This is a genomic window from Mesobacillus harenae, from assembly GCF_013343715.1.
Classification (GTDB): Bacteria; Bacillota; Bacilli; order Bacillales; family Cytobacillaceae; genus Mesobacillus_A; species Mesobacillus_A harenae.
This window is the reverse complement of record NZ_JABUNR010000008.1, coordinates 1-24,782: the sequence shown is the minus strand read 5'-3', so window position 1 is coordinate 24,782 and position 24,782 is coordinate 1. Positions and strand designations below refer to the sequence as shown.

General features: G+C 40.6%; 23 protein-coding genes. 5 read left to right on the top strand and 18 right to left on the bottom strand.

The window, feature by feature from the left end; genetic code table 11:
- Window positions 1-20: 20 nt before the first annotated feature.
- The 12 genes from HRJ06_RS10900 to HRJ06_RS10845 all read right to left on the bottom strand — a co-directional run bounded on the left by HRJ06_RS10900 (window position 21) and on the right by HRJ06_RS10845 (window position 13,987).
- Window positions 21-596, bottom strand: a complete 576-nt coding sequence (locus HRJ06_RS10900; protein ID WP_174732925.1) for a YpjP family protein — start codon at window positions 594-596, stop codon at window positions 21-23.
- A complete protein-coding gene (locus HRJ06_RS10895; protein WP_174732923.1) occupies window positions 596-1,792 on the bottom strand; it encodes an LL-diaminopimelate aminotransferase in 1,197 nt (398 codons plus the stop codon). Before HRJ06_RS10895 ends, HRJ06_RS10900 begins: the two co-directional genes overlap by 1 nt.
- Window positions 1,793-2,076: 284 nt before the next feature.
- Window positions 2,077-2,850: a class I SAM-dependent methyltransferase gene (locus HRJ06_RS10890; RefSeq protein WP_174732921.1), complete on the bottom strand. Its 774-nt coding sequence runs from the start codon at window positions 2,848-2,850 to the stop codon at window positions 2,077-2,079.
- 150 nt (window positions 2,851-3,000) lie between these two features.
- The gene (locus tag HRJ06_RS10885; RefSeq protein ID WP_174732919.1) at window positions 3,001-3,435 is read right to left on the bottom strand and encodes a BrxA/BrxB family bacilliredoxin; all 435 of its coding nucleotides are present in this window, start codon (window positions 3,433-3,435) and stop codon (window positions 3,001-3,003) included.
- Window positions 3,436-3,520: 85 nt separating this feature from the next.
- Complete coding sequence (gene ilvD / locus HRJ06_RS10880; RefSeq protein ID WP_174732917.1) at window positions 3,521-5,233, bottom strand: dihydroxy-acid dehydratase; 1,713 nt, start codon at window positions 5,231-5,233, stop codon at window positions 3,521-3,523.
- A 386-nt stretch (window positions 5,234-5,619) separates the two neighbouring features.
- On the bottom strand, window positions 5,620-6,747 hold the full coding sequence (locus HRJ06_RS10875) for a conserved virulence factor C family protein (protein WP_174732915.1): 1,128 nt from the start codon (window positions 6,745-6,747) through the stop codon (window positions 5,620-5,622).
- 187 nt (window positions 6,748-6,934) lie between these two features.
- Window positions 6,935-8,812, bottom strand: a complete 1,878-nt coding sequence (locus HRJ06_RS10870; RefSeq protein ID WP_174732913.1) for an ABC-F family ATP-binding cassette domain-containing protein — start codon at window positions 8,810-8,812, stop codon at window positions 6,935-6,937.
- Window positions 8,809-9,453 carry an HD domain-containing protein gene (locus HRJ06_RS10865; protein WP_174732911.1) on the bottom strand — a complete coding sequence of 215 codons (645 nt, stop codon included), beginning with the start codon at window positions 9,451-9,453 and terminating at the stop codon, window positions 8,809-8,811. Before HRJ06_RS10865 ends, HRJ06_RS10870 begins: the two co-directional genes overlap by 4 nt.
- A 108-nt stretch (window positions 9,454-9,561) precedes the next feature.
- Window positions 9,562-10,416 (bottom strand): DegV family protein, encoded by an 855-nt coding sequence (locus HRJ06_RS10860; RefSeq protein WP_174732909.1) that lies wholly within the window; start codon window positions 10,414-10,416, stop codon window positions 9,562-9,564.
- 58 nt (window positions 10,417-10,474) lie between these two features.
- On the bottom strand, window positions 10,475-11,323 hold the full coding sequence (locus tag HRJ06_RS10855; RefSeq protein WP_174732907.1) for an amidohydrolase family protein: 849 nt from the start codon (window positions 11,321-11,323) through the stop codon (window positions 10,475-10,477).
- 373 nt (window positions 11,324-11,696) lie between these two features.
- Window positions 11,697-12,233, bottom strand: a complete 537-nt coding sequence (locus HRJ06_RS10850; protein WP_174732905.1) for a hypothetical protein — start codon at window positions 12,231-12,233, stop codon at window positions 11,697-11,699.
- A 62-nt stretch (window positions 12,234-12,295) separates the two neighbouring features.
- Entirely contained in the window at window positions 12,296-13,987 is a 1,692-nt protein-coding gene (locus HRJ06_RS10845) for a formate--tetrahydrofolate ligase (protein ID WP_174732904.1), read from the bottom strand.
- 176 nt (window positions 13,988-14,163) lie between these two features.
- Here HRJ06_RS10845 and metA point away from each other — a divergent pair, with 176 nt between their 5' ends.
- Entirely contained in the window at window positions 14,164-15,072 is a 909-nt protein-coding gene (gene metA / locus HRJ06_RS10840) for a homoserine O-acetyltransferase MetA (protein ID WP_174732902.1), read from the top strand.
- Window positions 15,073-15,361: 289 nt separating this feature from the next.
- Window positions 15,362-16,795, top strand: a complete 1,434-nt coding sequence (locus HRJ06_RS10835) for a carbon starvation CstA family protein (RefSeq protein ID WP_174732900.1) — start codon at window positions 15,362-15,364, stop codon at window positions 16,793-16,795.
- A gap of 90 nt (window positions 16,796-16,885) precedes the next feature.
- On the opposite strand, the gene HRJ06_RS10830 is transcribed toward HRJ06_RS10835, so the two are convergent.
- Together HRJ06_RS10830 and HRJ06_RS10825 are read right to left on the bottom strand one after the other, a co-directional pair.
- Window positions 16,886-17,578 (bottom strand): AIM24 family protein, encoded by a 693-nt coding sequence (locus tag HRJ06_RS10830; protein ID WP_174733141.1) that lies wholly within the window; start codon window positions 17,576-17,578, stop codon window positions 16,886-16,888.
- Window positions 17,579-17,590: 12 nt separating this feature from the next.
- Window positions 17,591-18,271 (bottom strand): class I SAM-dependent methyltransferase, encoded by a 681-nt coding sequence (locus HRJ06_RS10825; protein ID WP_174732898.1) that lies wholly within the window; start codon window positions 18,269-18,271, stop codon window positions 17,591-17,593.
- 121 nt (window positions 18,272-18,392) lie between these two features.
- Here HRJ06_RS10825 and HRJ06_RS10820 point away from each other — a divergent pair, with 121 nt between their 5' ends.
- Window positions 18,393-18,608 (top strand): DUF3892 domain-containing protein, encoded by a 216-nt coding sequence (locus tag HRJ06_RS10820; protein WP_174732896.1) that lies wholly within the window; start codon window positions 18,393-18,395, stop codon window positions 18,606-18,608.
- A 60-nt stretch (window positions 18,609-18,668) separates the two neighbouring features.
- Here the strand turns inward: HRJ06_RS10820 and mntR are convergent, their stop codons facing one another.
- The 4 genes from mntR to HRJ06_RS10800 form a co-directional block, all read right to left on the bottom strand.
- Window positions 18,669-19,094 (bottom strand): transcriptional regulator MntR, encoded by a 426-nt coding sequence (mntR, locus tag HRJ06_RS10815; RefSeq protein WP_174732894.1) that lies wholly within the window; start codon window positions 19,092-19,094, stop codon window positions 18,669-18,671.
- 81 nt (window positions 19,095-19,175) lie between these two features.
- Complete coding sequence (locus HRJ06_RS10810) at window positions 19,176-21,323, bottom strand: DNA topoisomerase III (protein WP_174732893.1); 2,148 nt, start codon at window positions 21,321-21,323, stop codon at window positions 19,176-19,178.
- Window positions 21,324-21,527: 204 nt separating this feature from the next.
- Window positions 21,528-21,818 carry a hypothetical protein gene (locus HRJ06_RS10805; RefSeq protein ID WP_174732892.1) on the bottom strand — a complete coding sequence of 97 codons (291 nt, stop codon included), beginning with the start codon at window positions 21,816-21,818 and terminating at the stop codon, window positions 21,528-21,530.
- A gap of 59 nt (window positions 21,819-21,877) precedes the next feature.
- Window positions 21,878-22,870 (bottom strand): HD-GYP domain-containing protein, encoded by a 993-nt coding sequence (locus HRJ06_RS10800; RefSeq protein WP_174732891.1) that lies wholly within the window; start codon window positions 22,868-22,870, stop codon window positions 21,878-21,880.
- A gap of 433 nt (window positions 22,871-23,303) precedes the next feature.
- Between HRJ06_RS10800 and cspD the strand changes: the two genes are divergently transcribed.
- On the top strand, window positions 23,304-23,504 hold the full coding sequence (cspD, locus tag HRJ06_RS10795) for a cold-shock protein CspD (RefSeq protein ID WP_174732890.1): 201 nt from the start codon (window positions 23,304-23,306) through the stop codon (window positions 23,502-23,504).
- Between the two features lie 163 nt (window positions 23,505-23,667).
- The gene (locus HRJ06_RS10790; RefSeq protein ID WP_174732889.1) at window positions 23,668-24,576 is read left to right on the top strand and encodes a nuclease-related domain-containing protein; all 909 of its coding nucleotides are present in this window, start codon (window positions 23,668-23,670) and stop codon (window positions 24,574-24,576) included.
- Window positions 24,577-24,782: the final 206 nt, after the last annotated feature.

Genomic DNA, 24,782 nt, shown 5'->3' with positions numbered 1-24,782 from the left:
CTCCTGTACCTATAAAACTGTTAACTTCTCCAATTAGGCGGTGTATTTTTATCCCAATATATCGTCCCGAGCTCGTGGTGTGACTGAAACTGATCATGATAGGTATGGTAATGAAAGTTAAACCAATATCCCTCAAGAGGAGGCTGGTCCCTTCTCACATGGAACCTAATGATATCATGGCCATCATCGTCAGTAAGATTAAAGATTTTTTCTGATCTTCCTCCTCCAGGCCCTTCCGTAATAGCCAAGCTGGTAAGTTTTTCATTGGGATACTGTTCAGCAACAGTTTCTATTGTTCTCTCGATATTTGGCAGGATAACCTGGCGAAACTCATCTTCAATAACGGGGCCGATTTTAGTGCCGAATTTCTGCAGCGATTGTTCCTCAGCTTCCCTTACCATTTTCCCTATAAAGGAATGACGGTCTATATCTCCTGGCAGTATATCGTGCGGATTGGTAAAAACAGAAACCTCATGAGTGTCTGACTCTTCAGCTGCCTCAGAAACAAAGAGCCCATTTGCCTGAGCAGGGGTTACAAGACCGAATGATAAAATCGTTATAAGGACTACTATCGACTTGCGAAACCAGACTGGCATTAAATTCTCCTCCTATCTGACGCTTTTTTATTAAAAAGACTGCTGTCTGCTATGCTCTTAACAGCTTTAAGCAGCTCTGCTTCAGGCTGTACAAGGGCAATCCGCACATATCCTTCTCCATACCTTCCAAAAGCATTTCCTGGTGTAACTACGACATTCGCTTTATGAAGCAGTTCAATTGAAAATTCTTTTGATGAAGAAAAGCCTTGAGGGATTTCTGCCCATATAAACATGGATGCTTGCGGAATATCAACATGCCAGCCGATTTGCTCCAGCCCAGATATCAAGACATCTCTTCTCGCTTTATAAATTTCTCGATTGGATTGAAGGAAATTTGACTCAGCGATCAATGCTTTGGCAGCAGCGTTCTGCACGGGCAAAAAAACGCCATAATCCAGATTGGATTTAAGCTGGGCTAGTTTTTCGATTAAATCGGGATTACCAGCAGCATAGGCAACCCGGCAGCCTGCCATATTAAAACTTTTGGATAGTGAGTTCATTTCGATGCCGACATCTTTTGCTCCTTCAACCGCTAAAAAACTTAATGGCTTTTCTCCGTAATAAAGCTCGGAGTAAGCAAAGTCATGGAGAATCACAATCTTGTATTTCTTCGCAACAGCTATAGCTTCCTCGAAATATTTTCTGGTTACCATAGCTGGAACAGGGTTACCAGGAAAGTTCAAGATCATCAGCTTTGCTTTGTGCAGGATGTCCTCTGGTATATTATTTAATTCTGGGAGAAAACCAGTTTCCTTGCGTGAAGGCATAGGATATAACTCTGCTCCTGACATAGAGGCTCCCGTTGCATATGCAGTGTACCCTGGATCAGGAACGAGGATGTAATCACCCGGATTACATAAAACCATTGGGAAATGGACAAGGCCATCCTGAGATCCCATTAATTGTATAATCTCATTTTTTGTATTTAAGGAAACATTATGATTCTTTTTATAATAAGTACGGACCGATTCCTGAAACTCTTCAGTTCCTGTTAGAGAATATCCGTATGCTGCAGGATTAAGGGCATCTTTACTGATTGCATCCATTAAAAATTTTGGAGGAGGCAAATCAGGACTGCCAATACTTAAATCAATAATCTTTTCACCCTCAGCAATACGCATCTTTTTAAGCTGTGATAATTCTGCGAAAATGCTTTGTTCAAATGCTTTCATGCGGCGTGAAGTGGTGAAGCTCATACTCAATTACCTCCAGGACAGCGCTCTTTTTCTTGAATCTATTATACTTCTTTTTGCAATACCCTGAAAAGTGGTTTCAATCGATTATATTTAGGATATTAAACCAATTAAGAATAACGCCTGCTTAATCGCATAATATTTGGGAAACACTAGGTGATATTAAAGGGGGATGAAAAATGGATTGGACTTGGATGATTGTCATTGTCTGTTTAGTAATGCTGGGGTATTTTATTTATCTTTCCATCGCAGATTAAATAAGAGAACGGAGGCTGTCCTCTGTTCTCTTATTTTTGCAAAAATCCATAGTGAAACTTTGCCGTTTTCCTTTTTAACACGTTAAAATGATAAGCCGAAAACAGGCTGCTTTGATAATGATCTTTCAGAATGACACGGTGCCTAGCTACTCTCAGCGCTTCAGCAATTAATGGTTCTGTCAGCTTTTCATAGTGAGCCAAGCGGGTTAAGCTCTTAATCCCATCGGATTCTACGATAGTTTCTTCAAACATTGGATCGAAATAAACACAATCGATACTTCTGTCATCCATACCGGCTAAAACTGTCATGGCATGTTTATTTATAACTTTGATTCTCTGCATCGCTTTATTCATCTGCGAAATTCCAGAGTCCCAGTTACTCAATCCTTCTTTTACGATAAAGGCAATATATTTATTAACCTCTGCGCCAATTACTTGCCCTTCAGATCCTGTTGCAAAGCTTCCCACAATACTGTCCGATCCTAAACCAAGAGTACAATCCAGCAAAGTCATCCCATTTTTTAACTCCGCTGCCTCTATAAAAGGATCATGCTCCTCATTTAAGAGCCGTTTGATTCTGAACATAGCTGAGTTAGGATGAAAGAAAAAAGGTTCTTTGACCCCGATTGGATAAAGTTCGAGTCTATCTCTCCCCATTACGATACAATCATCCTGCTCCATTTGCTGAAGCTGGCTAATAGATCGCTTCTTTCTCGGAACATACAATGCTTGAAGCTGCTGTGCTGCTTCTTGTGCCTTGGCACCCAATTCTTTTTCTGCTCTCCCGGCAGTAGTAATGATCATGGCGTCAACTCCTAGCATTTAGGTGGATTTTATCATTATTTGTGAGAACTTCTGTTTGAGGCTCTTCTTAACCTATACTTCAGCTTGATTTTATAAGTCTTTGACCTATAACAAAAAGGATACCTGGTTGGCATCCTTTTTGTGGTTTTTTTAGCAATTAGACTCAAAAGCCCCGATTAAGTTTTCCATAATAGCTTCCAAAGGCTGGCCTTCGATATCATGGCGAGGGATGAAGTGAATAACTTCTTTTCCTTTTAAAAGCGCCATCGAAGGAGAAGAAGGCTCAATTCCCTCAAAATATTCCCGCATTGCTGCGGTTGCTTCTTTATCCTGCCCTGCAAAGACAGTTACTAAATGATCCGGCTTTTTGTCACTTTGAAGAACAGCCTGAGTCGCAGCAGGTCTCGCAAGTCCGGCAGCACATCCGCATACAGAATTAACAACTACCAGCGTCGTACCTTCCGCTTTATTCATATAGTTCTCAACATCTTCTGGGGAGTGAAGTTCTTCAAAACCAGCTTGAACAAGTTCTTCTCGCATTGGTTTGACCATCTGTTTCATGTATTCTTCATATGCCATCGACATAGAGATCCCTCCTATCTGTTTGCAGTGTTAGCATACTATAAATGATGCCTCTTACGCAATCTTAGACTGAAGGCACTTTATTTAATTAAGCTTTTACTGTTGAAGGCTTGTCGGCTGTTTCAAAATTGTCTGTCACAGCACCTATAGAAGAGCAGGATACAAGCCGTGAATATTTAGCCAGCTGACCTCTGGTTGGGAGTGTTGGCGCGCTCCAATTTAATTTCCGTTCAGCAAACTCTTCCTCTGACACATCAACATTTAAGATCTGCTCCTCACTGTCAATGGTCACTATATCACCATTTTTGATGTGCGCAATCGGTCCGCCTGTTTGGGCCTCAGGAGCAATATGTCCGACTACCAGCCCGTGTGTCCCTCCAGAGAATCGTCCATCGGTTAACAAGGCGACGCTTTCGCCAAGTCCTTTTCCAACAAGGATGGCTGAGATCGACAGCATCTCTGGCATTCCAGGTCCTCCCTGAGGTCCTTCATACCGAATGACCAGGACATCTCCTGCTTGAATTTCCCCATTCATAACTGCTTCAGTGGCACTCTTTTCGTCATTAAACACCTTTGCAGGTCCTGACATGCGCTTCACCTTTAAACCAGAGACCTTGGCAACCGCACCGGACGGAGCAAGATTCCCTTTTAGGACGACAAGCGGGCCATCTTCACGTAAAGGATTTTCAATTGGGTAAATTATTTTTTGCCCAACTTTAAGGTCTTCGGATTCCTCCAGATTTTCAGCTAACGTCTTTCCTGTTACAGTCAAACAATCTCCGTGAAGCAAACCTGCTTTTAAAAGAAGCTTCATTACTCCCGCAACTCCGCCTGCTTCGTGCAAATCCTGCATGACATATTTCCCGCTAGGTTTTAAGTCCGCGATATGAGGAACCTTCTTTTGAAGTCTGTTAAAATCATCAAGGCTTAAGTCTACTTCAGCAGAATGAGCCATCGCCATCAGGTGAAGGATCGCATTTGTTGAACCTCCAAGAGCCATAACAACAGTAATTGCATTTTCAAATGCCTCTTTTGTCATGATATCCCGAGGGCGAATATCTTGTTCAAGGAGACGGTAAACAGCTTGTCCTGCATTATAACAATCCTGATGCTTCTCAGGTGTTTCCGCCGGGTTTGATGAACTTCCTGGGAGGCTCATTCCCAGCGCTTCAATTGCACTAGCCATTGTGTTGGCCGTGTACATTCCACCGCAAGATCCTGAACCCGCACATGCATTGCACTCGATATGCTTAAGTTCTTCCTCGGAAATAGATCCTCCGCTATGCTCTCCAACGCCTTCAAACACAGAAACAATATCAATATCTTCTCCATTAAGCCTGCCAGGTTTGATTGTACCTCCATAAACAAATACTGAAGGTAGATTCATCCGACCAATAGCCATAAGGCAGCCAGGCATATTTTTGTCGCATCCGCCAATAGCAACAAATCCATCCAAACTCTCTGCGCCGACTACTGTTTCAATTGAGTCAGCAATTAAATCACGGCTTGGAAGAGAATATCTCATACCTTCCGTTCCCATTGATATACCATCTGATACGGTAATGGTATTAAAAATAAGCGGAGCTCCTCCTGCATCCCTAGCCCCTTCTTTTGCTTTGTAGGCGAGATCATTAATATGTATGTTACATGGAGTTACCTCACTCCAAGTACTTGCAATTCCCAGCATTGGCTTTTTAAAATCTTCATCTGAAAACCCTACTGCCCTTAGCATTGCTCTGTTTGGGGCTCTTTTAATATCATCACTGATAACATGACTGTTAATCCGTAAATCTCTAACCATTTTTGCTTCCCTCCAAGGTTAATTTTCTTTTCAATATAGAACTTTTTAGAGCAAATTGCAATAATTTTCGTAAAATTAGATGATTAATATTTTTAACTAAAAATACAGAAAAGTTATATAGATCCGTCGTTGATTAAAGGTATTTCTAGCTTTAAAACCTTATTGTAATATATGAAAAATCCAAAACAGCCACTCGGCCCCTGCATGGAGTTTGAACTGGAATCAACACGAAGAGCGGCAGAGATTCGGTGTGACTTATTTGCAGGGAACTGGTTCTAATCTTCGTCGCTGGGTGCTAGGCTGGAAGCAGATAAACCTCTTAAAAGTTTTTTAAAAATGGAGTTCCCTGCGGCTTGTGTATTCTGCAGGAAACTCCATTGTTGCTTTTATTCCGATTTTCGGGCATCTGTCATTTGCTTCCATACAGAACCCCGAGCTTCTTCTCCTTGTTCAATCCGCTCGATCGCAAGCTTTATTTGTAGACTTACTTCAAACTCTGGATCATCCTCTGCTGTTTTTAAAGCAGGAAGTGAACGCTCATCTCCAACTTCATATAAGAACATGGCTGCCCTCCAACGGACTAGCTTGCTGCTGTCCGATAGTGCTTTTTTCATTTCGTCTGAGGCTTCCTGAAAACCTAGATCAGAAAGACAGTCACCCGCAGTTCTCCGTACGGAAACTGCTTTATCTTTTAGAGCCTTGTAGAGCAGCGGCAGCACACTCTTATCCTCAATCATTCCTAAATAAACCGTTGCAAGACGGCGTATTGAGACTTTTTCATCCTGCAATGCTTTTTCAAGCATCGGCAGATCCTCAACAGTCGGATCCCCCATTTGTTCTAGCATTTGATAACGCTTGCGCCAGTCAGGGTCGTCCAAATGTTCTTGTGTTACCTTTAAAAGAATCCTTGCCAGCTTTTCACTTTCTTCTTTAGGATTGTTGGCCAGATGTACCAATTGCTCGAGGCGTTCCGAAGGATAAGCTGCCATTACTTCTTCAACAACTTCTTTGCCAGCCTGGTCTAATTCACCATATCTGACCCCAAAGTCCTTCCATTTTCTCAGCATGACAACATTATCATCTGGTAACTGAGCCTTTGCTGCGGCCTCGCCATAATAATCAGGCAGCCCAAATCGTTTTTCTTCATTTCCGTCAGTGAGCTTGACCTGCATTGGTATTCCTTTGAACATTTGAACAAGAACAGAAACTTCCCCAAAATGTTCATCTATTTTTGCTTCCTCATTGCTGCTGTCACTTTCTTCTCCAAATGCCTTTCTAACCTTCAAGAGAATGTCTTTCCAGTCATATTTGGCATTCCGTTCAACAGCTAGAAAATCTGCTACATGGTACACCCCTTTTACACCGTCTATAGTGAGGATGTTCTTAATAACATCAGGAGCATCTTCCTGTTTATCTTTTTTATAATTATTACTGCGGCCCATTGGAAGTTCTTCATTTAAGATAACCTTCATTGTGTTTGGACTCGGCGTTGGCTCTATTGATTTTATCTTCAAAAAATCACTCCTTAACTAAAGTTCAGCCGTTTTCCCTATTCATTCTATCATAGTGCCCTGTTAGATTCTCACCATGTGCATTAAGGGGGGAAACAAAGCGAGCTTAGACGAGCCGGAAGGACGGCTGTTTGTAGAATTTAACTAAGATAATACAGATAGCCCGGCCGCAAAGCCAGGCGAATAGAATTTATCCTTCAGCCAATTCGGAAAGGTAAGTCCATCTTTCAATAAAATGTTCGAGCTGGTCGTTCAAATCGTTTTCTTCTTTCATGAGGGCTTGAGCTTTTTCAAAATTGCTGCCAGCTTGAGCCATTTCTTTTTGAATCTGTTCAATCCTTGTTTCTGATTGCGCTATTTTGTCATCAATTTCTTCCCATTCCCTTTGTTCCTTATAAGACATTTTTTTCTTCTTCGGCTTTTCCGTTTGCGGCTGAGCCGTGGTTTGCTTTAAAGGGGCAGATGGTTTTTCCTGCTGCTTTTCCAGAAAATCAGAATAATCTCCATAATGAGTAGAAGTCCGGCCATCCCCTTCTAAAATAACCAGCTGCTCAATCGCCTTATCCAAAAAGTAACGATCATGCGAAACCGTAATTACTACACCGGGAAAGTCTTGTAAATAATCCTCAAGAACAGTTAATGTCTGTGTATCAAGATCATTCGTTGGCTCATCTAGCAAAAGGACATTGGGCTCAGACATTAGCAATTTAAGAAGATACAGCCTTCTTTTCTCTCCGCCTGATAATTTACGGATCAATGTGCCATGAGTGTGAGGCGGAAACAGAAACCTTTCTAGCATTTGTGCTGCTGAGATAGTCTTCCCATCCGAGGTTTGGACAATATGGGCCGTTTCCTTAAGGAACTCGATCATTCTGAGATTTTCGTCCATATCTTCATTTTCCTGTGTGTAGTACGCTGTTTTAACCGTTTGCCCAATGATTCGTTCTCCAGAGTCAAGCGGCTCTCTCCCGCCAAGAATATTTAAAAGTGTCGATTTGCCTGTGCCGTTTTTTCCAACAATTCCTATTCGGTCTCCTGGCTTAACCAGTAAATTAAATCCTTCTAAAATTACTTTATGATCAAATTTTTTATAAGCATCCTTTAGCTCAAATACCTGTTTCCCAAGCCTGCTGCCGCTTAATGACAGGTTTAGCTTTTCTGTCGTTTTATATGAGGCTAAATCATCGTCCAGTTGATCAAACCTGTCAATTCGTGCTTTTTGTTTTGTTGTTCTTGCCTTAGCACCGCGTCTGATCCAGTCCAATTCCTGGCGAAAGAGATTCTTTTTCTTTTCCAGCGTGGCTGCTTCATTTTCTTCTCTATTTGCCTTAGCCTCAAGAAAATCCGCATAATTTCCTTTGTAACTAAATAACCGTCCTCCATCCAGCTCGAAAATCCGGTTCGTAACACGGTCAAGGAAGTAGCGGTCATGGGTAACAAGAATAAGGGAGCCTGTGTACCTGTTCAGGTAGTCTTCAAGCCATTTTACGGTATCATAGTCAAGGTGGTTAGTAGGTTCATCTAAAATCAATAAGTCTGGAGACTCAATTAAAACCTGTGCAAGGGCAACTCGTTTTTTCTGTCCGCCTGACATTGTTCCGATTATCTGAGTGATATTTTCGATTCCCAGCTTCATGAGAATGGTTTTGGCAGCCGTGTTTGCGTCCCAGCCATTCGAGCTGTCCATATTCTGCTGCAGGGAAAATACCTTTTCCTGAAAGGCAGTGTTCTCAGGGTCGCTTTCAAGATTAATAAGAGCTTCTTCGTAGGCTCTCATGAGCTGTAAAATCGGAGCTTCTCCGGAAAACACCTGATCAAGAACTGTCTTGCTCGGGTCTAGTTCCGGCTGTTGAGCCAGGTAGGAGATTCTGTAATCCTTGGCAGCTAAAATCTCTCCAGAATCAGGAAATTCAATGCCGGCAATAATTTTTAAAAGTGATGATTTTCCAGTGCCATTAACGCCAATCAATCCTGCCCGTTCCTTTTCTGCAATCGTTATGCTTATATCCTGAAAAAGCTGCTTTTCTCCATATGTTTTTGTAACATTTTCAACTGTAATCATTTTCATTGTCGTCCATCCCATTCCTTGTAGAACTGATTAAGAAAATGCTCCATAAAAGCATGTCTTTCTTCTGCGAGCAGTTTCGCTGTGTCAGTGTTCATTTGATCTTTTAATTTAAGTAGTTTTTCATAAAAATGATGAATGGAGGAACTCTTTCCATTTCTATACTCCTCAGTGGTCATCTTCTCCCTGACAGGAAGTTCAGGATCATAGATAGCCTGTCCTTTTTTTCCACCGAAGGCAAACACTCTTGTTATCCCAATAGCACCAATTGCATCAAGGCGGTCAGCATCCTGGACAATTTTTGCTTCAAGGGATGATAATTCTAACCCGTGACCTCCCTTAAATGAAACAGAATCAATAATTTCTGTTACAAACAGAGCTGTAGGTAGCGGAAGTTCAAGTACACTGAAAAAGCCGGCGAGTTTTTCCCTACCTGCTTCTTCAGAAGAATTTAATTTGTCGTCCGGTATATCGTGAAGAAGGGCAGCCAACTCCAGTATAAATTTGTCCGCCCCCGGCTCACTCTCCGATATAAGCAATGCGTTTTTCCTTACCCGGTCGATATGATGCCAGTCATGACCAGAGGATTCTCCGCCAAGTTCCTGTTTAACCAGTTGTTCCGCTTTTAATAAAATATCTTTCATAAAGCCACCTGCTTTCTTACCGCCTTTATTTTATCATGTTCCTCGGAAAAAAGAGAAAGCAGAACTCAAAAAGGGCGGACAGGTTTTTGATATATTTACTCAAAAGGGCTATTCGGTATCATCGCCTGCAAACCATCCGATACCTAAAGTATTTTCACCTGCATGGACACCGATCACAGCCCCTAAAGGATAACTATCAAACGAGATGTCCGGAAATAATTGTTCGAGTTCCTGTTTCCAATCATCTGCAGCGTGGTGGTGAAGGCCATATAATAAAAAGACTTGCTTAATTTTAAATTGTTCATGTGATTTTCTTAGATAATCAAAAATTCTCTCTTTCGCTTTTCGATCGCTTCTTACTTTTTCTTTAATACTTAATTCTCCATTTTTCAAAGTGATGACTGGCTTAATATTTAGCACGCTGCCCAGCAAAAACTGAACTCCCGACATCCTTCCGCTCCGATGAAGCTGTTCAAGGCTTCCAATTTGTACAAAAGTTTCAATGGTATTTGTAAGTATGTTAAGCTTGTCAACAATTTCTTCAGGGTCAGTCCCCTTGGCAGCCAGACTCATTCCTTTTTTAAGCAAGGCTGTAAGCATGAATGATAATGTTTTTGAATCCACCGTATAAACTGGAATGTCTACCAGGTGGCCAGCCTGCCTGCTCGAATCTACAGTGCCGCTTAGCTTGGCTGACACATGCAGAGACATCACTGCATCGTAATCTTTTTCGAGTTTTTCATATTGTTCTTTAAAGACACCAACAGGCGGCTGGGATGTTTTCGGAGGAGAAGATAAGGTCTTTAACTTCTCAAATAAATCATGCGCGGATAAATCAATTCCATCCAAATATTCCTTCTCATCCATAACAATCGTCATTGGAATTTGATAAACATCCGGGTGGCTTCTTAATTCTTCATCTAGAAATGCAGTACTATCTGTAACCCAGGCAATTTTTTTCATCCTATTTCCCCCTTTGCTTTTAACCTATTCTTAAACCGTCTTAAAGATAAGCTCTATTTTAATTAATATATGGTTTTATTTTCGGAAATACCTTTATGGCTGTATCATAAAAGACCTGCTGGTGGAATTCTTCAGGAATTAGTTTTTTAATGAGCCGGACATAGGGAGCTACTGGCGCCAAAGGCCAATCTGTCCCAAAAATCAATTTATGGTAGCTATCAGCAAATTCAAGAGCATGCCGAAGATGATCTAAATACCTACCCTTTTCTCGCTTTAAAAGTTCTTCCTCTGTCCCAACAACCAGTCCCGATAAATCTGCATAAACGTTTGGATTTTTATATATTAGCTCAGCCCCCGTCAGGGTCCAGGGATCCCCAAAATGAGCCATCACGAATTGAACATCCTGATAGGCAACAGCTGCTTCATCTATAGTTAATGGGTGAGAATATTTTAGCAGACCTCTTTGAGAGTATGTATCACCCGTATGAAATACTACAGGAAGCTGATATTTGGCGGCCAATTTATATACTGGTTCATAAACACTGTCATAGGCATAGAAGGGATAATATCCAAGGTAAATCTTTATACCAACCACACCGGGTTTTAATACAGTTTCCTCCAGGCGGCCTAGCGCCTCTGCCCCGAGATCATACGGATTTATCCCGGCACAGTAGACGAATGAGGTTTGGCCTGGCATATCAAGTCCCATCGGAGTAATCGTCTTCCTGTCCGGAAAACCATTTTTTTCAGTTTCCTCAAGCCCCATACCTATTCCGAGTACGACATTTGCTTCTCTATATTCCTTAGCAAGTCCCTCCGCAGAATAATGAACCTTAGAAAGCTTATCGGCAGTATCGATGAAAGATTGTATATTTGAAAGGTGCATATGGGCATCGATTATTTTCATTAAATCTCTCCTTCAAAGGAATATAATATATAAGCCAGTTACAGTTTATTTTACCTTTTACAGTAAACTTTGGGTAGGAAATCTGATAAGTTTCTCAGTAGAAAACCTCTTATGGAATGGCGTAGACAAGAAGTGTCGAAACGATTCGAACTGAGTTTGCGAAGTAAGTCAGCCGTTGAGGTCTGGGGCTAGACGTAATCCATCGTAAATTTTCAAAATGGCAAAAAAACAGCCCTGTCTTATAGACAAGGGCCGTTTATGAAAAAGGGGGATTAGATTGAACACTAAATGTAGTTGAAAACTCTCCAGGATTTATTTGGGTGCAGAAATAATTCTAACTATCCAGCCGGCAAATCCTGGCTAATAAAGATCCCTACCTATCTATCTGGATTAGCTGTTCTAATGAACGTACCATATAGTTCACCATTTCGGTCAAATCGTCAATTTGTTCTTCGAGAATCAACCGATCAAAGGAAACCGATACCTTGTTTTCGATAATTGAATGATCCCCAAGAGGGTCAAAAGAAACAACTTGGGTGACTCTCCTGTTTTCACCCCAAGTTCCCTCGATCACCTTCCGTATTAACTTAAAAACTCGCGGATCATTTTTATGGGCTACCCGAAAAAGGATATCAACGCGGCAACCTGCCTGACTGGTAGCTTCACTGGTGTTTAGAAGCTCGGCTGCTAGATTCTCAAGGCCCGCTTCCAAAACAATTGCAGCTGTTGGATTCAGTTTCCCACTTGTAGTTTGAACTAAAGAAAATTTAACCGTATAACTCCTTGAAAGCTTAGCAGTATTTACGATGTCATCTCGGTCAATTACCTTAATCTTACCAGCTAAATCGTGGTCATATACAACACCTTCGACTACAATTTTCATATTTTCAAACGCAGTTGGATCAAACACCTTCTCACCTTTTCCCAATTTACTTTAAAATAAATCTGTTTTATCTATTTATTTCAGCAAAGCTAAAATAACCCTAACGCATTTCCTTCTTCGTCTACATCCATCTTTAAAGCTGCAGGTATTTTTGGAAGTCCCGGCATCGTCATAACATCCCCAGTAAGGACAACGATAAATCCAGCCCCGATTGAGGGCTTCAGCTCCCGAACGTTAACCGTAAATCCAGATGGCCGGCCAAGTTTTACCGGGTCGTCTGACAATGAATATTGAGTTTTGGCCATGCAAACAGGCAGGTTGTCCCAACCAAAACGCTCATACTCCTTCAGCTGTTTTATCGCTTTGGCAGAAAACTCAACCCCATCTGCTCCATATACCTTCTTGGCGACACAGTTTATTTTCTCTTCAAGGGAATCCGACAACTCGTATAAAGGGGAAAACTCAGATTGTTTTTCGTCGAGAACAGCCAACAGCTTTTCAGCCAGTTCGATTCCTCCCGCCCCTCCTTTTTCCCATACTTCTGTAAGGGCTACAGGGAAACCTTTCCGATTACATAGCTCTTTTAACAAGTTTGTTTCCTTCTCACTATCACTAATAAATCGATTTATAGCCACTACATAAGGCAACCCAAAGCTTTCGATCGTTTCAATATGCTTTGCTAAGTTAGCAAACCCCTTTTCCACTGCAGTAAGATTTTCTTTACCCAGCTGATTTCGCTCTACTCCACCGTGCATTTTAAGAGCCCTGATTGTTGCCACAATAACCACGGCCTCAGGTTTTATCCCTGCACTTCTAGCTTTAATATGTAAGAATTTCTCCGCTCCAAGGTCAGCTCCGAATCCAGCTTCTGTTACAACATAATCTGCTAATTTAGTTGCTGACGCAGTAGCAATAACGCTGTTGCAGCCATGAGCAATATTGGCAAAAGGACCGCCATGTATTAAAGCCGGCGTGTGCTCTATGGTCTGGACAAGATTAGGCCTGACAGCATCTTTTAAAAGCAGAGTCAAAGCTCCTTCTACACCAAGATCACTGACTGTTACCGGCTGCTTCTTATCGTTATAGGCAATGACCATAAGTCCCAGCCTTCTCCTTAAATCCTGAAGATCTGAAGCCAAACACAGGACCGCCATAATTTCAGAGGCAACTGTTATATCGAACCCATCCTCACGAGGAACACCTTGCATCGGGCCGCCCAGTCCAACAATAACTTTTCTTAAGGCTCGGTCATTTAAATCCAGCGCCCTTTTCCAGACAATTTTCCTCTGGTCGATTCCAAGCTCGTTCCCCTGCTGCAGGTGGTTATCAATAAGTGCCGCTAACGCATTGTTGGCTGAAGTAATTGCATGCAAATCCCCTGTAAAATGGAGATTTATATCTTCCATAGGAAGGACTTGTGCGTAGCCCCCGCCTGTTGCGCCTCCTTTTACTCCCATTGTCGGACCCAGGGAAGGTTCACGCATGGCGATCATTGTTTTTTTACCTAATCGGGTTAATGCATCCGCAAGGCCCACTGTTACCGTAGATTTCCCTTCCCCTGCAGGTGTTGGGTTGATCGCGGTCACAAGGATAACTTTTCCGTTCTCCTCCTTACATTGAAGCTTTTGTAGAACTTCAGAAGAAAGTTTGGCTTTGTATTTCCCGTACATTTCAATATCATCGACGCTTAATCCGAGCCGTTCCGCTATATCAGCAATCGGCATCATGCTGCTTTTGCGCGCAATTTCAATATCAGTTTCTACAATCGTATTAACTTCCATTTTCCCATTCCCCCTGACTATACTTCCGCGATTACATTTTTATTTTACCATCGGCCGGTCATTTAAGTTGTGAAAAAATTAGTGAATATTTATGAATTTTAGTGTGAACAAATTGCTTCTAATCTTTATGAGTTTTATAATTAAAATTATTGAATATTCACAAAAGGGGTGATCATTTGCCAATTAACATTCCAAGGCTGCTCCCTGCCCGGGAGATTCTTGAAGCAGAGAATATATTTGTAATGGACAACGATAGGGCCAGCCGGCAGGATATTCGGCCGCTAAATATTTTAATTTTAAATCTGATGCCTGAAAAAGAGAAAACGGAGGCTCAGCTGCTAAGGCATTTGGGCAACACACCTCTGCAGGTTAATGTTTCCTTTTTAAAAACTGCTACCCATGAATCCAAAAACACTAGCCCTCTTCATCTGGAACAGTTTTACACAACCTTTTCACAGATAAGGCACCGGAAGTTTGACGGGATGATTATTACTGGTGCTCCTGTTGAGCTGCTTTCATTTGAACAGGTGAACTATTGGGAGGAGCTAGAAGAAATATTGTCTTGGACAAAGACAAACGTAACATCAACACTCCACATTTGCTGGGGTGCTCAGGCAGCCTTATATTATCATTATGGGATAGGGAAGCATGAATTACCCAAAAAGTGCTCTGGAGTTTATACTCACAGGATCCATGATAGAACAAATAAGTTGCTGCGCGGCTTTGATGATAGGTTTTATGCTCCACATTCCCGACATACAGATGTATCCACTGAGGAAATCGCCAACTGTCCTGAACTGATTCTATTATCCGATTCCGAAGAAGCAGGACCGTTTATAATCAGTTCAACTGATGGGAAACAAATTATGATCACCGGACACCTAGAATATGATACAGAAACCCTTGCAGAGGAGTATCAGCGGGATAAGGAAAAAGGATTGGAAACTCAAGTGCCACTGCACTATTTCCCTGAAGATAATCCTAGCCTTAAACCGCGCAACCACTGGCGGTCTCATGCTCATCTTTTCTATTCAAACTGGCTAAACTATTATGTTTATCAGCAAACACCATTCGAATGGGATTAAAATAAAGATATTTCAGTAACATTTTAGCGTAAACATTATTTGATTAATTCTTATTTATAAATAATATTATCAGCCGGCCCAGTGCCGGCTTTTTTGTTTGTCTTCACTTGTTTATCTAGGTTTTTCAAAAATAATTCCATGATTAGAAATTATCCAAAAAATATGTAAACGGTTTAATTATATAAATTTTTATTTTTTTCAGAAAACATCTTGATTAAAAGCAGCGGTTGATTGTACAATATTTCTCATATTCAAAAACTTCAGTCAGCGTATACAGGAGGAGTCAGCAATGGTTACATTTTTGGGAGCTTTAGTTTTGCTAGTAGTAGGCTATGCTGTTTATTCAAAGGTCGTGGAGCGGATCTTTGGAATAGATGACAGCAATGAGACACCGGCCTTTACAAATAATGATGGAATGGATTTCGTCCCTATGAGCTGGTGGAAGGGAAGTTTGATCCAGCTACTAAATATTGCAGGATTAGGGCCAATCTTTGGTGCTGTGATGGGAGCTCTTTACGGACCAGTAGCGTTTATATGGATAGTTATCGGTTCAATTTTCGCAGGTGCTGTTCATGATTATTTTTCTGGAATGATGTCACTAAGGCATAAGGGTGAACAATTTCCGAGTCTTGTTGGACGTTACCTAGGCAAAGGTGCTAAAGGTTTTATTAACATTGTTTCCCTAATATTAATGATTCTTGTGGCGGCTGCATTTACGGCCGGCCCTGCTCAACTGATTGCAAGTCTGACACCACTAAGCTTCATGGCGGCTTTGCTTGCAATATTCAGCTATTTCATTCTGGCTGCAGTACTGCCTGTGAACAGGGTCATTGGAAAGATTTATCCTGTATTTGGCGGGATCCTTATTTTCATGGCCGTTTCGATCGCTATTTCATTATTATTCAGTGGGAAATCAATTCCAAACTTAACTTTTGATAATCTTCATCCCGGCGAACTGCCAATTTGGCCGCTGTTAATGGTGACTATTTCGTGTGGTGCAATCTCCGGATTTCACTCTACACAAAGCCCAATTGTTGCACGGACTTTGAAAAAAGAGTCTGATGGCCGAAAAGTCTTTTATGGCGCAATGATTTCTGAAGGAGTTATTGCTCTAATCTGGGCCGCTGCTGGAATGACCTTTTTCGGAGGCACTGGTGGCCTTCAGGCTGCACTCGCTGCAGGAGGACCTGCCGGAGTAGTCAATGAAATTTCTTCTAGTCTGCTTGGTACACTCGGTGGGATTTTGGCGATCTTAGGCGTTATTATTTTGCCGATCACTACCGGGGACACAGCCCTCCGTTCCTCGAGAATGATGCTGACGGACTTGCTTTCTTCCTTTGTAAACATGGAAGGAAAGTGGAAGGTTTTGCTGGTGACGCTGCCTGTAGCCGTTCCTACTCTTCTTCTGGCAACGATTGACTATTCATTCTTATGGAGATATGTTGGCTGGACGAATCAGCTTGTTGCAACAGTCATGTTATGGACTGGGGCCATGTACCTGCTTAGGAGCGGAAAATTACATTGGATATGCGGAGTCCCTGCGCTATTTATGACCGGTGTCGTTGCTACCTATATTTTTTATGCACCAGAAGGATTTAAACTTGGTTATCAAACATCCATTATTATTGGTGCTGTACTGACAGCTCTTGCAGCAGGATGGTATGCTGTACAAATTTTCAGAAACCGAAAAGATCACAGTGTTACCACTATAAAAGCTGCTTAATTTGAAATTTTGGTCGATAGTACGGATGACTCCTTCAATAGAAAACCTGCTATTCAGCGAATAGCAGGTTTGTATTATTTTTTAGATAATCTAAGACTGTTCTGAAAAATACACTTCCTCAAAGGGCTGAACAACCACAAAACCCTCACCAGCAAATTTCATTTGGATCGATTCCCCGCTTCCCCTGCCAAGAAATGTTTTGAATGAAATATCTGTTATAAATTCCGGATGAAGGCTTCCTGACCAGGCAACAGTCGCGTTAGGATCGGTAAAAACTGGATTATCTCGGGTAACGAGCAAAGTTAATGGCTCATAATGAGAAGTTATGGCCACCATGCCACTGCCTTCGAGCCTCACATTAAATAGGCCGCCTGCCATCATCCCACCAACCTTTTTCATCAGCTTGATGTCCCATGAAATGGAAGGTTCAAAGGCGATCAAATCGTTGCCGTTTACAAAGATCGAATCCCCTTGAAGCTGTAAAATAGAGATTTTTTTGCCTTGGTCTGCAAGATAGAGCTTCCCTTTCCCTGCAGCTTTCATAAGCGAAGTCCCTTCCCCAGTAAGAGCCTTTTTAAACAATTTTCCGAAGCCATGCTCAAGAATGCCTTCCCTCTCAAATTTAATATCACCTCTATAGGAAACCATAGCCCCTGCCTTGGCCCAAACCTGTCCATCTAAGTTTACTTCCATCAAGCGGGGAGTTTCTAATTCAAATAAACCTTCACCTTTATCCTTCTGTTTTGTTTGGTTTACAAACTCTTCAATTGAATAGCGGTTCATCATGAACTCTCCTTACTCTTTACTATTTTTCAGCATGAATACCCACATAAATGTCAAAGCTTGCTTTAGTTCAGCAGGAAGGATCTCAAGATCGAGCTGATCTGCACCTCGCTTGTATACACCCAAGTCAGCAACCTTTGTCCAGCCGTTTTCTATGGCGAGCTGTTCGAACTCCCAAATCATCATCGTATTACATATTACCTTCTCACCATAAAGACGCCTATAACTGTTTGATCGAGGCATAGCTGTTGGCCCCAAAATACCTATACATGCGAGCCCGCCGTCCTTAACAACTTTTTTCATCTCCATTAAGCCAGCCAACGGACTTTCCGTCCACTCCAGTGAGTTAATTGCCATAACTGCATCATAAGTATTTTCTTCAATATCTAAGTTTGAAATATCGCCTTTTTCAAATAAAACTTCATTCGTTCTGCTTCGTGCCTTATTGACCATTTGTTCAGAAAAGTCAATTCCTGTCACCTTGTAGCCTTCTTTGAATAGTTTATAGGAACCGTAGCCGTCTCCACAGCCAAGATCACAAACTTTGCTGCCTTTAGGAACATATTGTCCGAAAAACGGGACGATCTTTTTCCGGCTCCCTTCATCCCACATTTCCTTACTCTTTGTGCTCCATGAGCCAGCACGGTTATCCCATTGCTTTTCTGCTTCCTTTGACCATTTGAATTGATCCATACTATTTTCACCTGCTTATAAGATATCTTGTATGTATACTTCTCTAAAGATTTTTTAATACCTTTTTGTTTAAGAATTTGGAATTGGTGCGAAACTATTGGAAATGAAAGGAGGAGTAGGCATGGAAGAGGAAATTCTGATCGCCGTACATAAAAATCATCATGGTGATATTATTAGCTTTCAAACCTCTGAGGGCAGGATCATTTCTTACCGTAAGGCTTGGCTCGAGGCAGACTCTGGCAAAATTACAGGAGTTAGCCTGGCAGGAGCAGAAAATTCAGCACAAACGCTGATTCCGTTGACTGGCACCTTTGAAGAATATCCGAGAATTTATTAAGTAGGTACTAACTAACAATATAAAAAACACCTGTTCTGGATGTGACAGGTGTCTTTTCATTTAATCATCTCTCTCATTTTCCTTTTGAATCAGCCTTAATGCAGAGATTCGATCTTCATCCTCTTCAAAATACTGGACCAGGTCCCCAATCCGATCAATTGCATCCCAGCTCAGATGATGTTCAATACCTTCTACGTCCTGATATATATTTTCATCCTTAACACCGATTACTTTTAGGAGCTGCTCTAACAAATCATGTCTGTATACTAGTCGTTTTCCGGTTTTTTCACCTTTTGGAGTCAACATAAACCCCCGATATTTTTCGTAAACTAAATACTTGTCCTTATCTAATTTTTGGACCATTTTAGTAACAGATGAGGGGTGAACAGAAAGAGCCTCAGCAATATCAGATACGCGTGCGTACCCTTTCCCTTCTATAAGTAGATAGATTTGTTCTATATAATCTTCCATGCTAGGTGTAGCCATGCAATAAATACCCCCCAATACGTCCACATTAAAAGTGTACTATACAGTCTATAGGTTAGACAAGGATGGTCCCTTTCCTAATTAGTTTATTTGAAATTTAATCTTATTTTCCTTTTCGTCCCAAATTAATACTGCATTAAATTCTTTTTCCTTCCCTTTAAAGCCTTCAATTTTTTCCGTTCTTCCGTCTTTTAAAAGGGCTTTCACCTGCTTTTGGGCAACAGTCTTTCCAAGTATTTTTTTTGAAACAGTAAAATCACATTTTGTTTTTTTAAAATTGGAACACCCGTAGAAGGTCCCTTTATCAATGACATAACCGTTGCATTTTTTACAGGAGCCTAGTTTTACAGCCCGGGTACCCTTTCTTTTTCCTGGAACAAAAGCATCATTAACTTCAGCATCAAACGTCCAATTCTTGGATCCCTCTGCTGTTTCAGCCACCAGGTGCGTGACCATCTTGGCCGTAAGCTCCATGAATTGTTTAGGAGAAGCCTTTCCTTGGCCGATCTCGTGCAGCCTTTGTTCCCACTTTGCAGTCATTTCTGGAGAAGCGAGTATTTGTTCTCCAACTGATCCAATTAGAATTTTCGCCTTTGCTGTGGCGTATACAATATTTTTTCGAACTTCAATATAATTTCTGTCCTTTAGCATGGTGATGATACCTGCTCGAGTGGCCTCTGTTCCAAGCCCCTCTGCTTTCATAAGAACCTTTTCTAGTTCTTTATCTTCAATATGTTTTCCGGCTGTCTTCATTAAGGTAATTAACTGTCCCTCTGTCAGCCTTTTAGGAGGCTGTGTTTTGCTTTCCTTCACCTCTGCCTTTTCAACATGACCTGTTTCCCCTTTTAACAAGACTGGAAGAGACGGTTCGTTTTCTTGCTCTTTTTGCGGCAGCACTTTCCGCCAGCCTTCACTTAACATAACCTTTCCTTTTGACACAAACATTGCCCTGGAATCAACGACTGTGTTTACCGTTGTGTATTCCACTGAAGAAGCCTGGTAATGTGCAGCTAGTAAAGTTCTCGCTAACAGGTCATAAAGCTTTTGGGCATCGGCAGACAACTTACCTGCAGGAGGAACCTGTTCTGTAGGGATGATAGCATAATGATCAGTTACCTTTTTATCATTAACATACCGTTTATTCGTAATGATAGAAGCGGTTGGAAGCGGGAATAGCTCAGCATATTCTGGATAGGCCTGAAGTTTCTTTAAAATCACCGGAAATGTCTCTGCTTCTCCTTCTGTAACGTGCCTGGAATCACTTCGAGGATAGGAAATGATTCCCTTTTGATAGAGATCTTGCAGAACATCAAGGGTTTTTTTAGGAGGGAACTTATAGCGCCTATTTGCCTCTGCCTGGATCGCAGAAAGATTATACAGAAGTGGTGGCAAAAACTCTTTTTTTTCCGAGATTACATCTTTTATTTCAGACCTCTTTCCCTTGCAAAACCCAGCAATTTTCGCAGCTAACTCTTTAGTATCAATTCTTGTTTCACCATTATTTTCCCACTTGCCGCTATATTTTTTACCTTCAATAATAAAATCTGCTTGTACCTCCCAAAAAGGCTCGGAAACAAACTGTTCAATCTCAAGCTCTCTTTTTACAATTAAAGCGAGTGTGGGGGTCTGAACTCTTCCAACGGAAAATACATCAGCATAACCCCTTTGTTGTAAAAGCAGAGTGTACAGCCGGGAAGCATTCATTCCAACAATCCAATCAGCACAGGCACGAGTGTAAGCTTCGTAATATAAATTTCGTGTTTGTGTTTCTTCAAGGAGATTCTCAAAGCCTTCCTTGATAGCTTTTGGTGTAAGCGAAGAAATCCACAGTCTTTTCAGAGGTTTTTTTGATCCTGTCAATCTTAGGACGTTCCTGATGATTAACTCTCCTTCTCTCCCTGCGTCCCCCGCATGTATGATTTCATTAATATTTGGGTCAGCAACCAATTTTTTAATGAGCGAAAATTGCTTCGCTTTATCCCTCACAACATCGTATTTAAAGCTGTCTGGGAGGATTGGCAGCTGCGGTAATGACCATTTTTTCCACTTAGGATCATACTTCTCAGGTGAAGCAAGTTCTGTGAGATGGCCAATAGCCCAAGTTACATATGCACCTTCCGGAAAAGTTTCATTAGGAAGGATCTCAATGAACCCCTCCCGTTTTTTGATCTTAAATACAGAAGCCAATGTTCTTCCCTGATCGGGCTTTTCTGCTATGATTAATTTCATGGCTAGCTCCTTCTAAAAAAATTACTAAGCTATAACGATTCTATTTTAAGTGTTTATTATTTTAACATAATCAGCTATAGATTCACTCTTATATATTGATTGTTTTTATGAATATTGATAGAAGAAATACCCCAGAGCCAATTAAAACCTAAAGAAAGGCTTAGAGACAGGCATAACACCTGTTCTCTAAGCCTATAAGATTATTCAATGTTCATAATACCGTTTCACGCTTTTACCGTCTCTCTTATACCACTTATCTTTAGTTACAATCGAAGACACGGTTAAAATGATGGAAGGAATTTTTTCAACCCTTAAAACAGTGAGACCAATCTCATTTATAAAAATAACGAAGGAATCACCATGGGTAAACTCCTGAAGATCGGGCCCCATTTGCAATAGCGATTTTACAATCAGTTCTCTCTCTTCTGTTTCCATTTTGAGGTGCGGAGAAAATGTTATGATCCATTCAGCGTTATCAATAGTAAATCGGTACATACTTTCCCTCACCCTTTTTCCTTTTTTAAAAGATATGAGGAACTCCCGACTTTATGCTTCTAAATAGTGCCTTCAAGTATTCTCGATATCTCTACTTGGCGTTCCTTCTTTAAATCAATTATTTTATTTTTTGTTTTAACCAACACCCTTAAAGGTTCGTAAGGGTCAATTAGAATAATGGATCCTACAGCACCATTGCTTAAAAGAACATTTTGCCCTACAAGACTGGACATCATATTATATAAAAATACCAGCATGATCTTTGGATCAAATTTTCCGAAAACATCGTTTTGCATTTGTTTGATAACATGATGATACGGCTCTGCTTTATGATAGACTCTTGAAGATGACATAGCATGAAAAACATCAGCGATTGCTACAATCTTAGCTGAATTGCTTATTTTATTGCCTTTTAGTCCTAAAGGGTAACCTCTCCCATCTTCCCGTTCGTGGTGCTGAAGGGCAATCAGTGATATTCCCAAGTCTATTTCAGGGGTACCCTTTAAAATCTCATAACCATAAATAGTATGTTTCTTTATTTCTTCATACTCTTCAAATGTGAGTTTGCCTGGCTTATTTAAAATAGATCTTGTAATTTTAGTTTTTCCAATATCATGAAGAGTAGCTCCTAAGGCCAGTTCAGATAAATCAGCAGGCCCCAATCCAACCCACTTGCCAATCATCGTTGAGATAATGCCCACGCAGATAGTGTGTCTATATGTATACTCATCTTTTGACCTTAGCTCATAAAACAAATGATAAATATGAGGAATTTCAGCAGCTTGTTGAATAACTGGAAGGATCTCATACCTGATTTGGCTGATTGGAATTACTCCAGTTTTTTCTACATGGTTAAATACCTCTTCCATTTGTTTTGAAGCATAATCAATCCGCTGGGCAATGCTGCCCAATGAGGATGGCTGTATTGCCTGAGATTGAGATATGTCTGGCTGTATATGTATTTCTTCATTTCTTTTTGATAAAAGAAGGCTGTCCAATTCATTAACTGAAAACTGAGCGGCATTTTCAGCCCTAGATGGGGGTTTCTTCATATATCACCCTCCTAGAAAGCGATTACATTAAGAAAATAATAACAAATTTTACTAATAATAGGAAGATATATATTTTTCAGATAAGTTTAGTTTGAGACCACCCTTGGTTAATACTGCATACGCATTAGGAAAGCCAGTGATTAAGTAAGACCTTTTAAAGCTTTTCAGTCTAGTTTTAATTGAGTTGACCTGTATGACTTTCTAGCTGTTCAACCACAAAATCAGCAGTCTTTATTCTTCTCCTCTTAATCTTTTAGATTTTTTAGTATATTCTTATCCTTTTCTTGACTGCAGCCCACAAATCATGTATATTATAAGCATCATTTATGGAATATTTACGCTTTTCGCTAATAAAAGCCTATATATCTATTAAATGATAATATTTAACTGGGACACTTAAAGTGTCTTGAAAGGCATAGGAGGAAACAGTAATATGCAAAACGGTAAAGTAAAATGGTTCAATAATGAAAAAGGGTTTGGATTCATCGAAGTTGAAGGCGGAGATGATGTATTCGTACATTTCACTGCTATCCAGGGAGATGGCTTCAAAGCTCTAGAAGAAGGCCAAGAAGTTTCTTTTGAAATCGTTGAAGGAAACCGCGGACCGCAAGCTGCGAACGTTGTTAAACTTTAATACTACCTGTTAAAAGGCTGGCCTTGTGCCAGCCTTTTTGTTTTTTATTTGGAAACTCTCACCGCTTTAGCTTCCATATGTAACAAAATATTCATTTTCCTTAGCTTGAAGCCTAGTAATTTTTTATAAAATGGGCGTATAGGACTAAGAAAGGAAGTGGCTAATGTTTCTAAAAGGGCGATCGGAGTCATTAGAACTATTGCATTTTCAATATTTAAGCACTCGAATGAAGTTAGATGGAAAAGAAAAATCCCACTATTTAAACCTTAAGAAAGGCTATGAAGGTGAGTTGAAATTCGACCTTCTAGCTGAGATTCTTCGAGAGGAAAGGTATGTCATAAACGACTTGCTGCTAGAGGTAAACAACTCTTATTTTCAGATTGATACACTCATCATTTCACAGGAAATCATCTACTTATTAGATATCAAAAATTATGAAGGTGACTTTTCTCTAGAAGCAGACAAACTCTGTGCCTTGTCAACTAACCGTGAATATAAGAATCCATTATACCAACTAAAAAGGAGTGAGTCTCTTTTCCGACAACTCCTGCATAACCTCAATACAGATTACCTCATTGAAGCTTCTATTATCTTTATCAACCCTGAGTTCACCTTATATCACGCCTCAGTGAACTACCCAATCATCCTCCCGACTCAGCTAAATCGCTTTTTTTATGATTTAAATAGAGCTCAGTCTCGGTTAAATGATGGACACAAAAAACTAGCCCGAAAATTAATTTCATTACACCAAACTAAAAATCCATTTACGGTATTGCCTCAATATTATTATGACCAGCTGCGAAAGGGGATTTATTGTAATGCCTGTAAGTCGTTCCAAATTTCCATAAAAAATACTAGCTTTGTATGTGGAGTTTGCGGAGAATATGAAAAGATTGAACAAGCTATTCTGAGGAATGTGGACGAATTTAAGTTATTATTTCCTGACCGATTGATCACAACATTAAATATCCATGACTGGTGCAATCCTGGTTTAAATAAAAAGACACTTTGCAGAATTTTAAAGAAAAATTTCACCGCAAATGGAAGTACAAGAGATACTTATTATACCTAATTTTAATTTTAGTGGACCTCTATTCGGACTCGCCTGGGTCTTTTCTCTCTTCTCCTGTCCGAATAGTAAAGTTAGTCTAAAAAGTGGACACGTGAAAATGAGATTTTATTTATAATATAAATATCATTTAAAAGGACGTGTTCAAGATGGGGAAGCACTTTTCACAAGAGTACAAAGAATATGTATCCAAGTTAGTGGTAGAAGAA

Bases quoted from the DNA above. Each gene is read 5' to 3' on its own strand.
- HRJ06_RS10900 (WP_174732925.1), bottom strand. From the start codon at position 596: ATGCCAGTCTGGTTTCGCAAGTCGATAGTAGTCCTTATAACGATTTTA.
- HRJ06_RS10895 (WP_174732923.1), bottom strand. From the start codon at position 1,792: ATGAGCTTCACCACTTCACGCCGCATGAAAGCATTTGAACAAAGCATT.
- HRJ06_RS10890 (WP_174732921.1), bottom strand. From the start codon at position 2,850: ATGATCATTACTACTGCCGGGAGAGCAGAAAAAGAATTGGGTGCCAAG.
- HRJ06_RS10885 (WP_174732919.1), bottom strand. From the start codon at position 3,435: ATGTCGATGGCATATGAAGAATACATGAAACAGATGGTCAAACCAATG.
- ilvD (WP_174732917.1), bottom strand. From the start codon at position 5,233: ATGGTTAGAGATTTACGGATTAACAGTCATGTTATCAGTGATGATATT.
- HRJ06_RS10870 (WP_174732913.1), bottom strand. From the start codon at position 8,812: ATGAAAATGATTACAGTTGAAAATGTTACAAAAACATATGGAGAAAAG.
- HRJ06_RS10865 (WP_174732911.1), bottom strand. From the start codon at position 9,453: ATGAAAGATATTTTATTAAAAGCGGAACAACTGGTTAAACAGGAACTT.
- HRJ06_RS10860 (WP_174732909.1), bottom strand. From the start codon at position 10,416: ATGAAAAAAATTGCCTGGGTTACAGATAGTACTGCATTTCTAGATGAA.
- HRJ06_RS10855 (WP_174732907.1), bottom strand. From the start codon at position 11,323: ATGAAAATAATCGATGCCCATATGCACCTTTCAAATATACAATCTTTC.
- HRJ06_RS10845 (WP_174732904.1), bottom strand. From the start codon at position 13,987: ATGGAAGTTAATACGATTGTAGAAACTGATATTGAAATTGCGCGCAAA.
- HRJ06_RS10835 (WP_174732900.1), top strand. From the start codon at position 15,362: ATGGTTACATTTTTGGGAGCTTTAGTTTTGCTAGTAGTAGGCTATGCT.
- HRJ06_RS10830 (WP_174733141.1), bottom strand. From the start codon at position 17,578: ATGAACCGCTATTCAATTGAAGAGTTTGTAAACCAAACAAAACAGAAG.
- HRJ06_RS10825 (WP_174732898.1), bottom strand. From the start codon at position 18,271: ATGGATCAATTCAAATGGTCAAAGGAAGCAGAAAAGCAATGGGATAAC.
- HRJ06_RS10820 (WP_174732896.1), top strand. From the start codon at position 18,393: ATGGAAGAGGAAATTCTGATCGCCGTACATAAAAATCATCATGGTGAT.
- mntR (WP_174732894.1), bottom strand. From the start codon at position 19,094: ATGGCTACACCTAGCATGGAAGATTATATAGAACAAATCTATCTACTT.
- HRJ06_RS10810 (WP_174732893.1), bottom strand. From the start codon at position 21,323: ATGAAATTAATCATAGCAGAAAAGCCCGATCAGGGAAGAACATTGGCT.
- HRJ06_RS10805 (WP_174732892.1), bottom strand. From the start codon at position 21,818: ATGTACCGATTTACTATTGATAACGCTGAATGGATCATAACATTTTCT.
- HRJ06_RS10800 (WP_174732891.1), bottom strand. From the start codon at position 22,870: ATGAAGAAACCCCCATCTAGGGCTGAAAATGCCGCTCAGTTTTCAGTT.
- cspD (WP_174732890.1), top strand. From the start codon at position 23,304: ATGCAAAACGGTAAAGTAAAATGGTTCAATAATGAAAAAGGGTTTGGA.
- HRJ06_RS10790 (WP_174732889.1), top strand. From the start codon at position 23,668: ATGTTTCTAAAAGGGCGATCGGAGTCATTAGAACTATTGCATTTTCAA.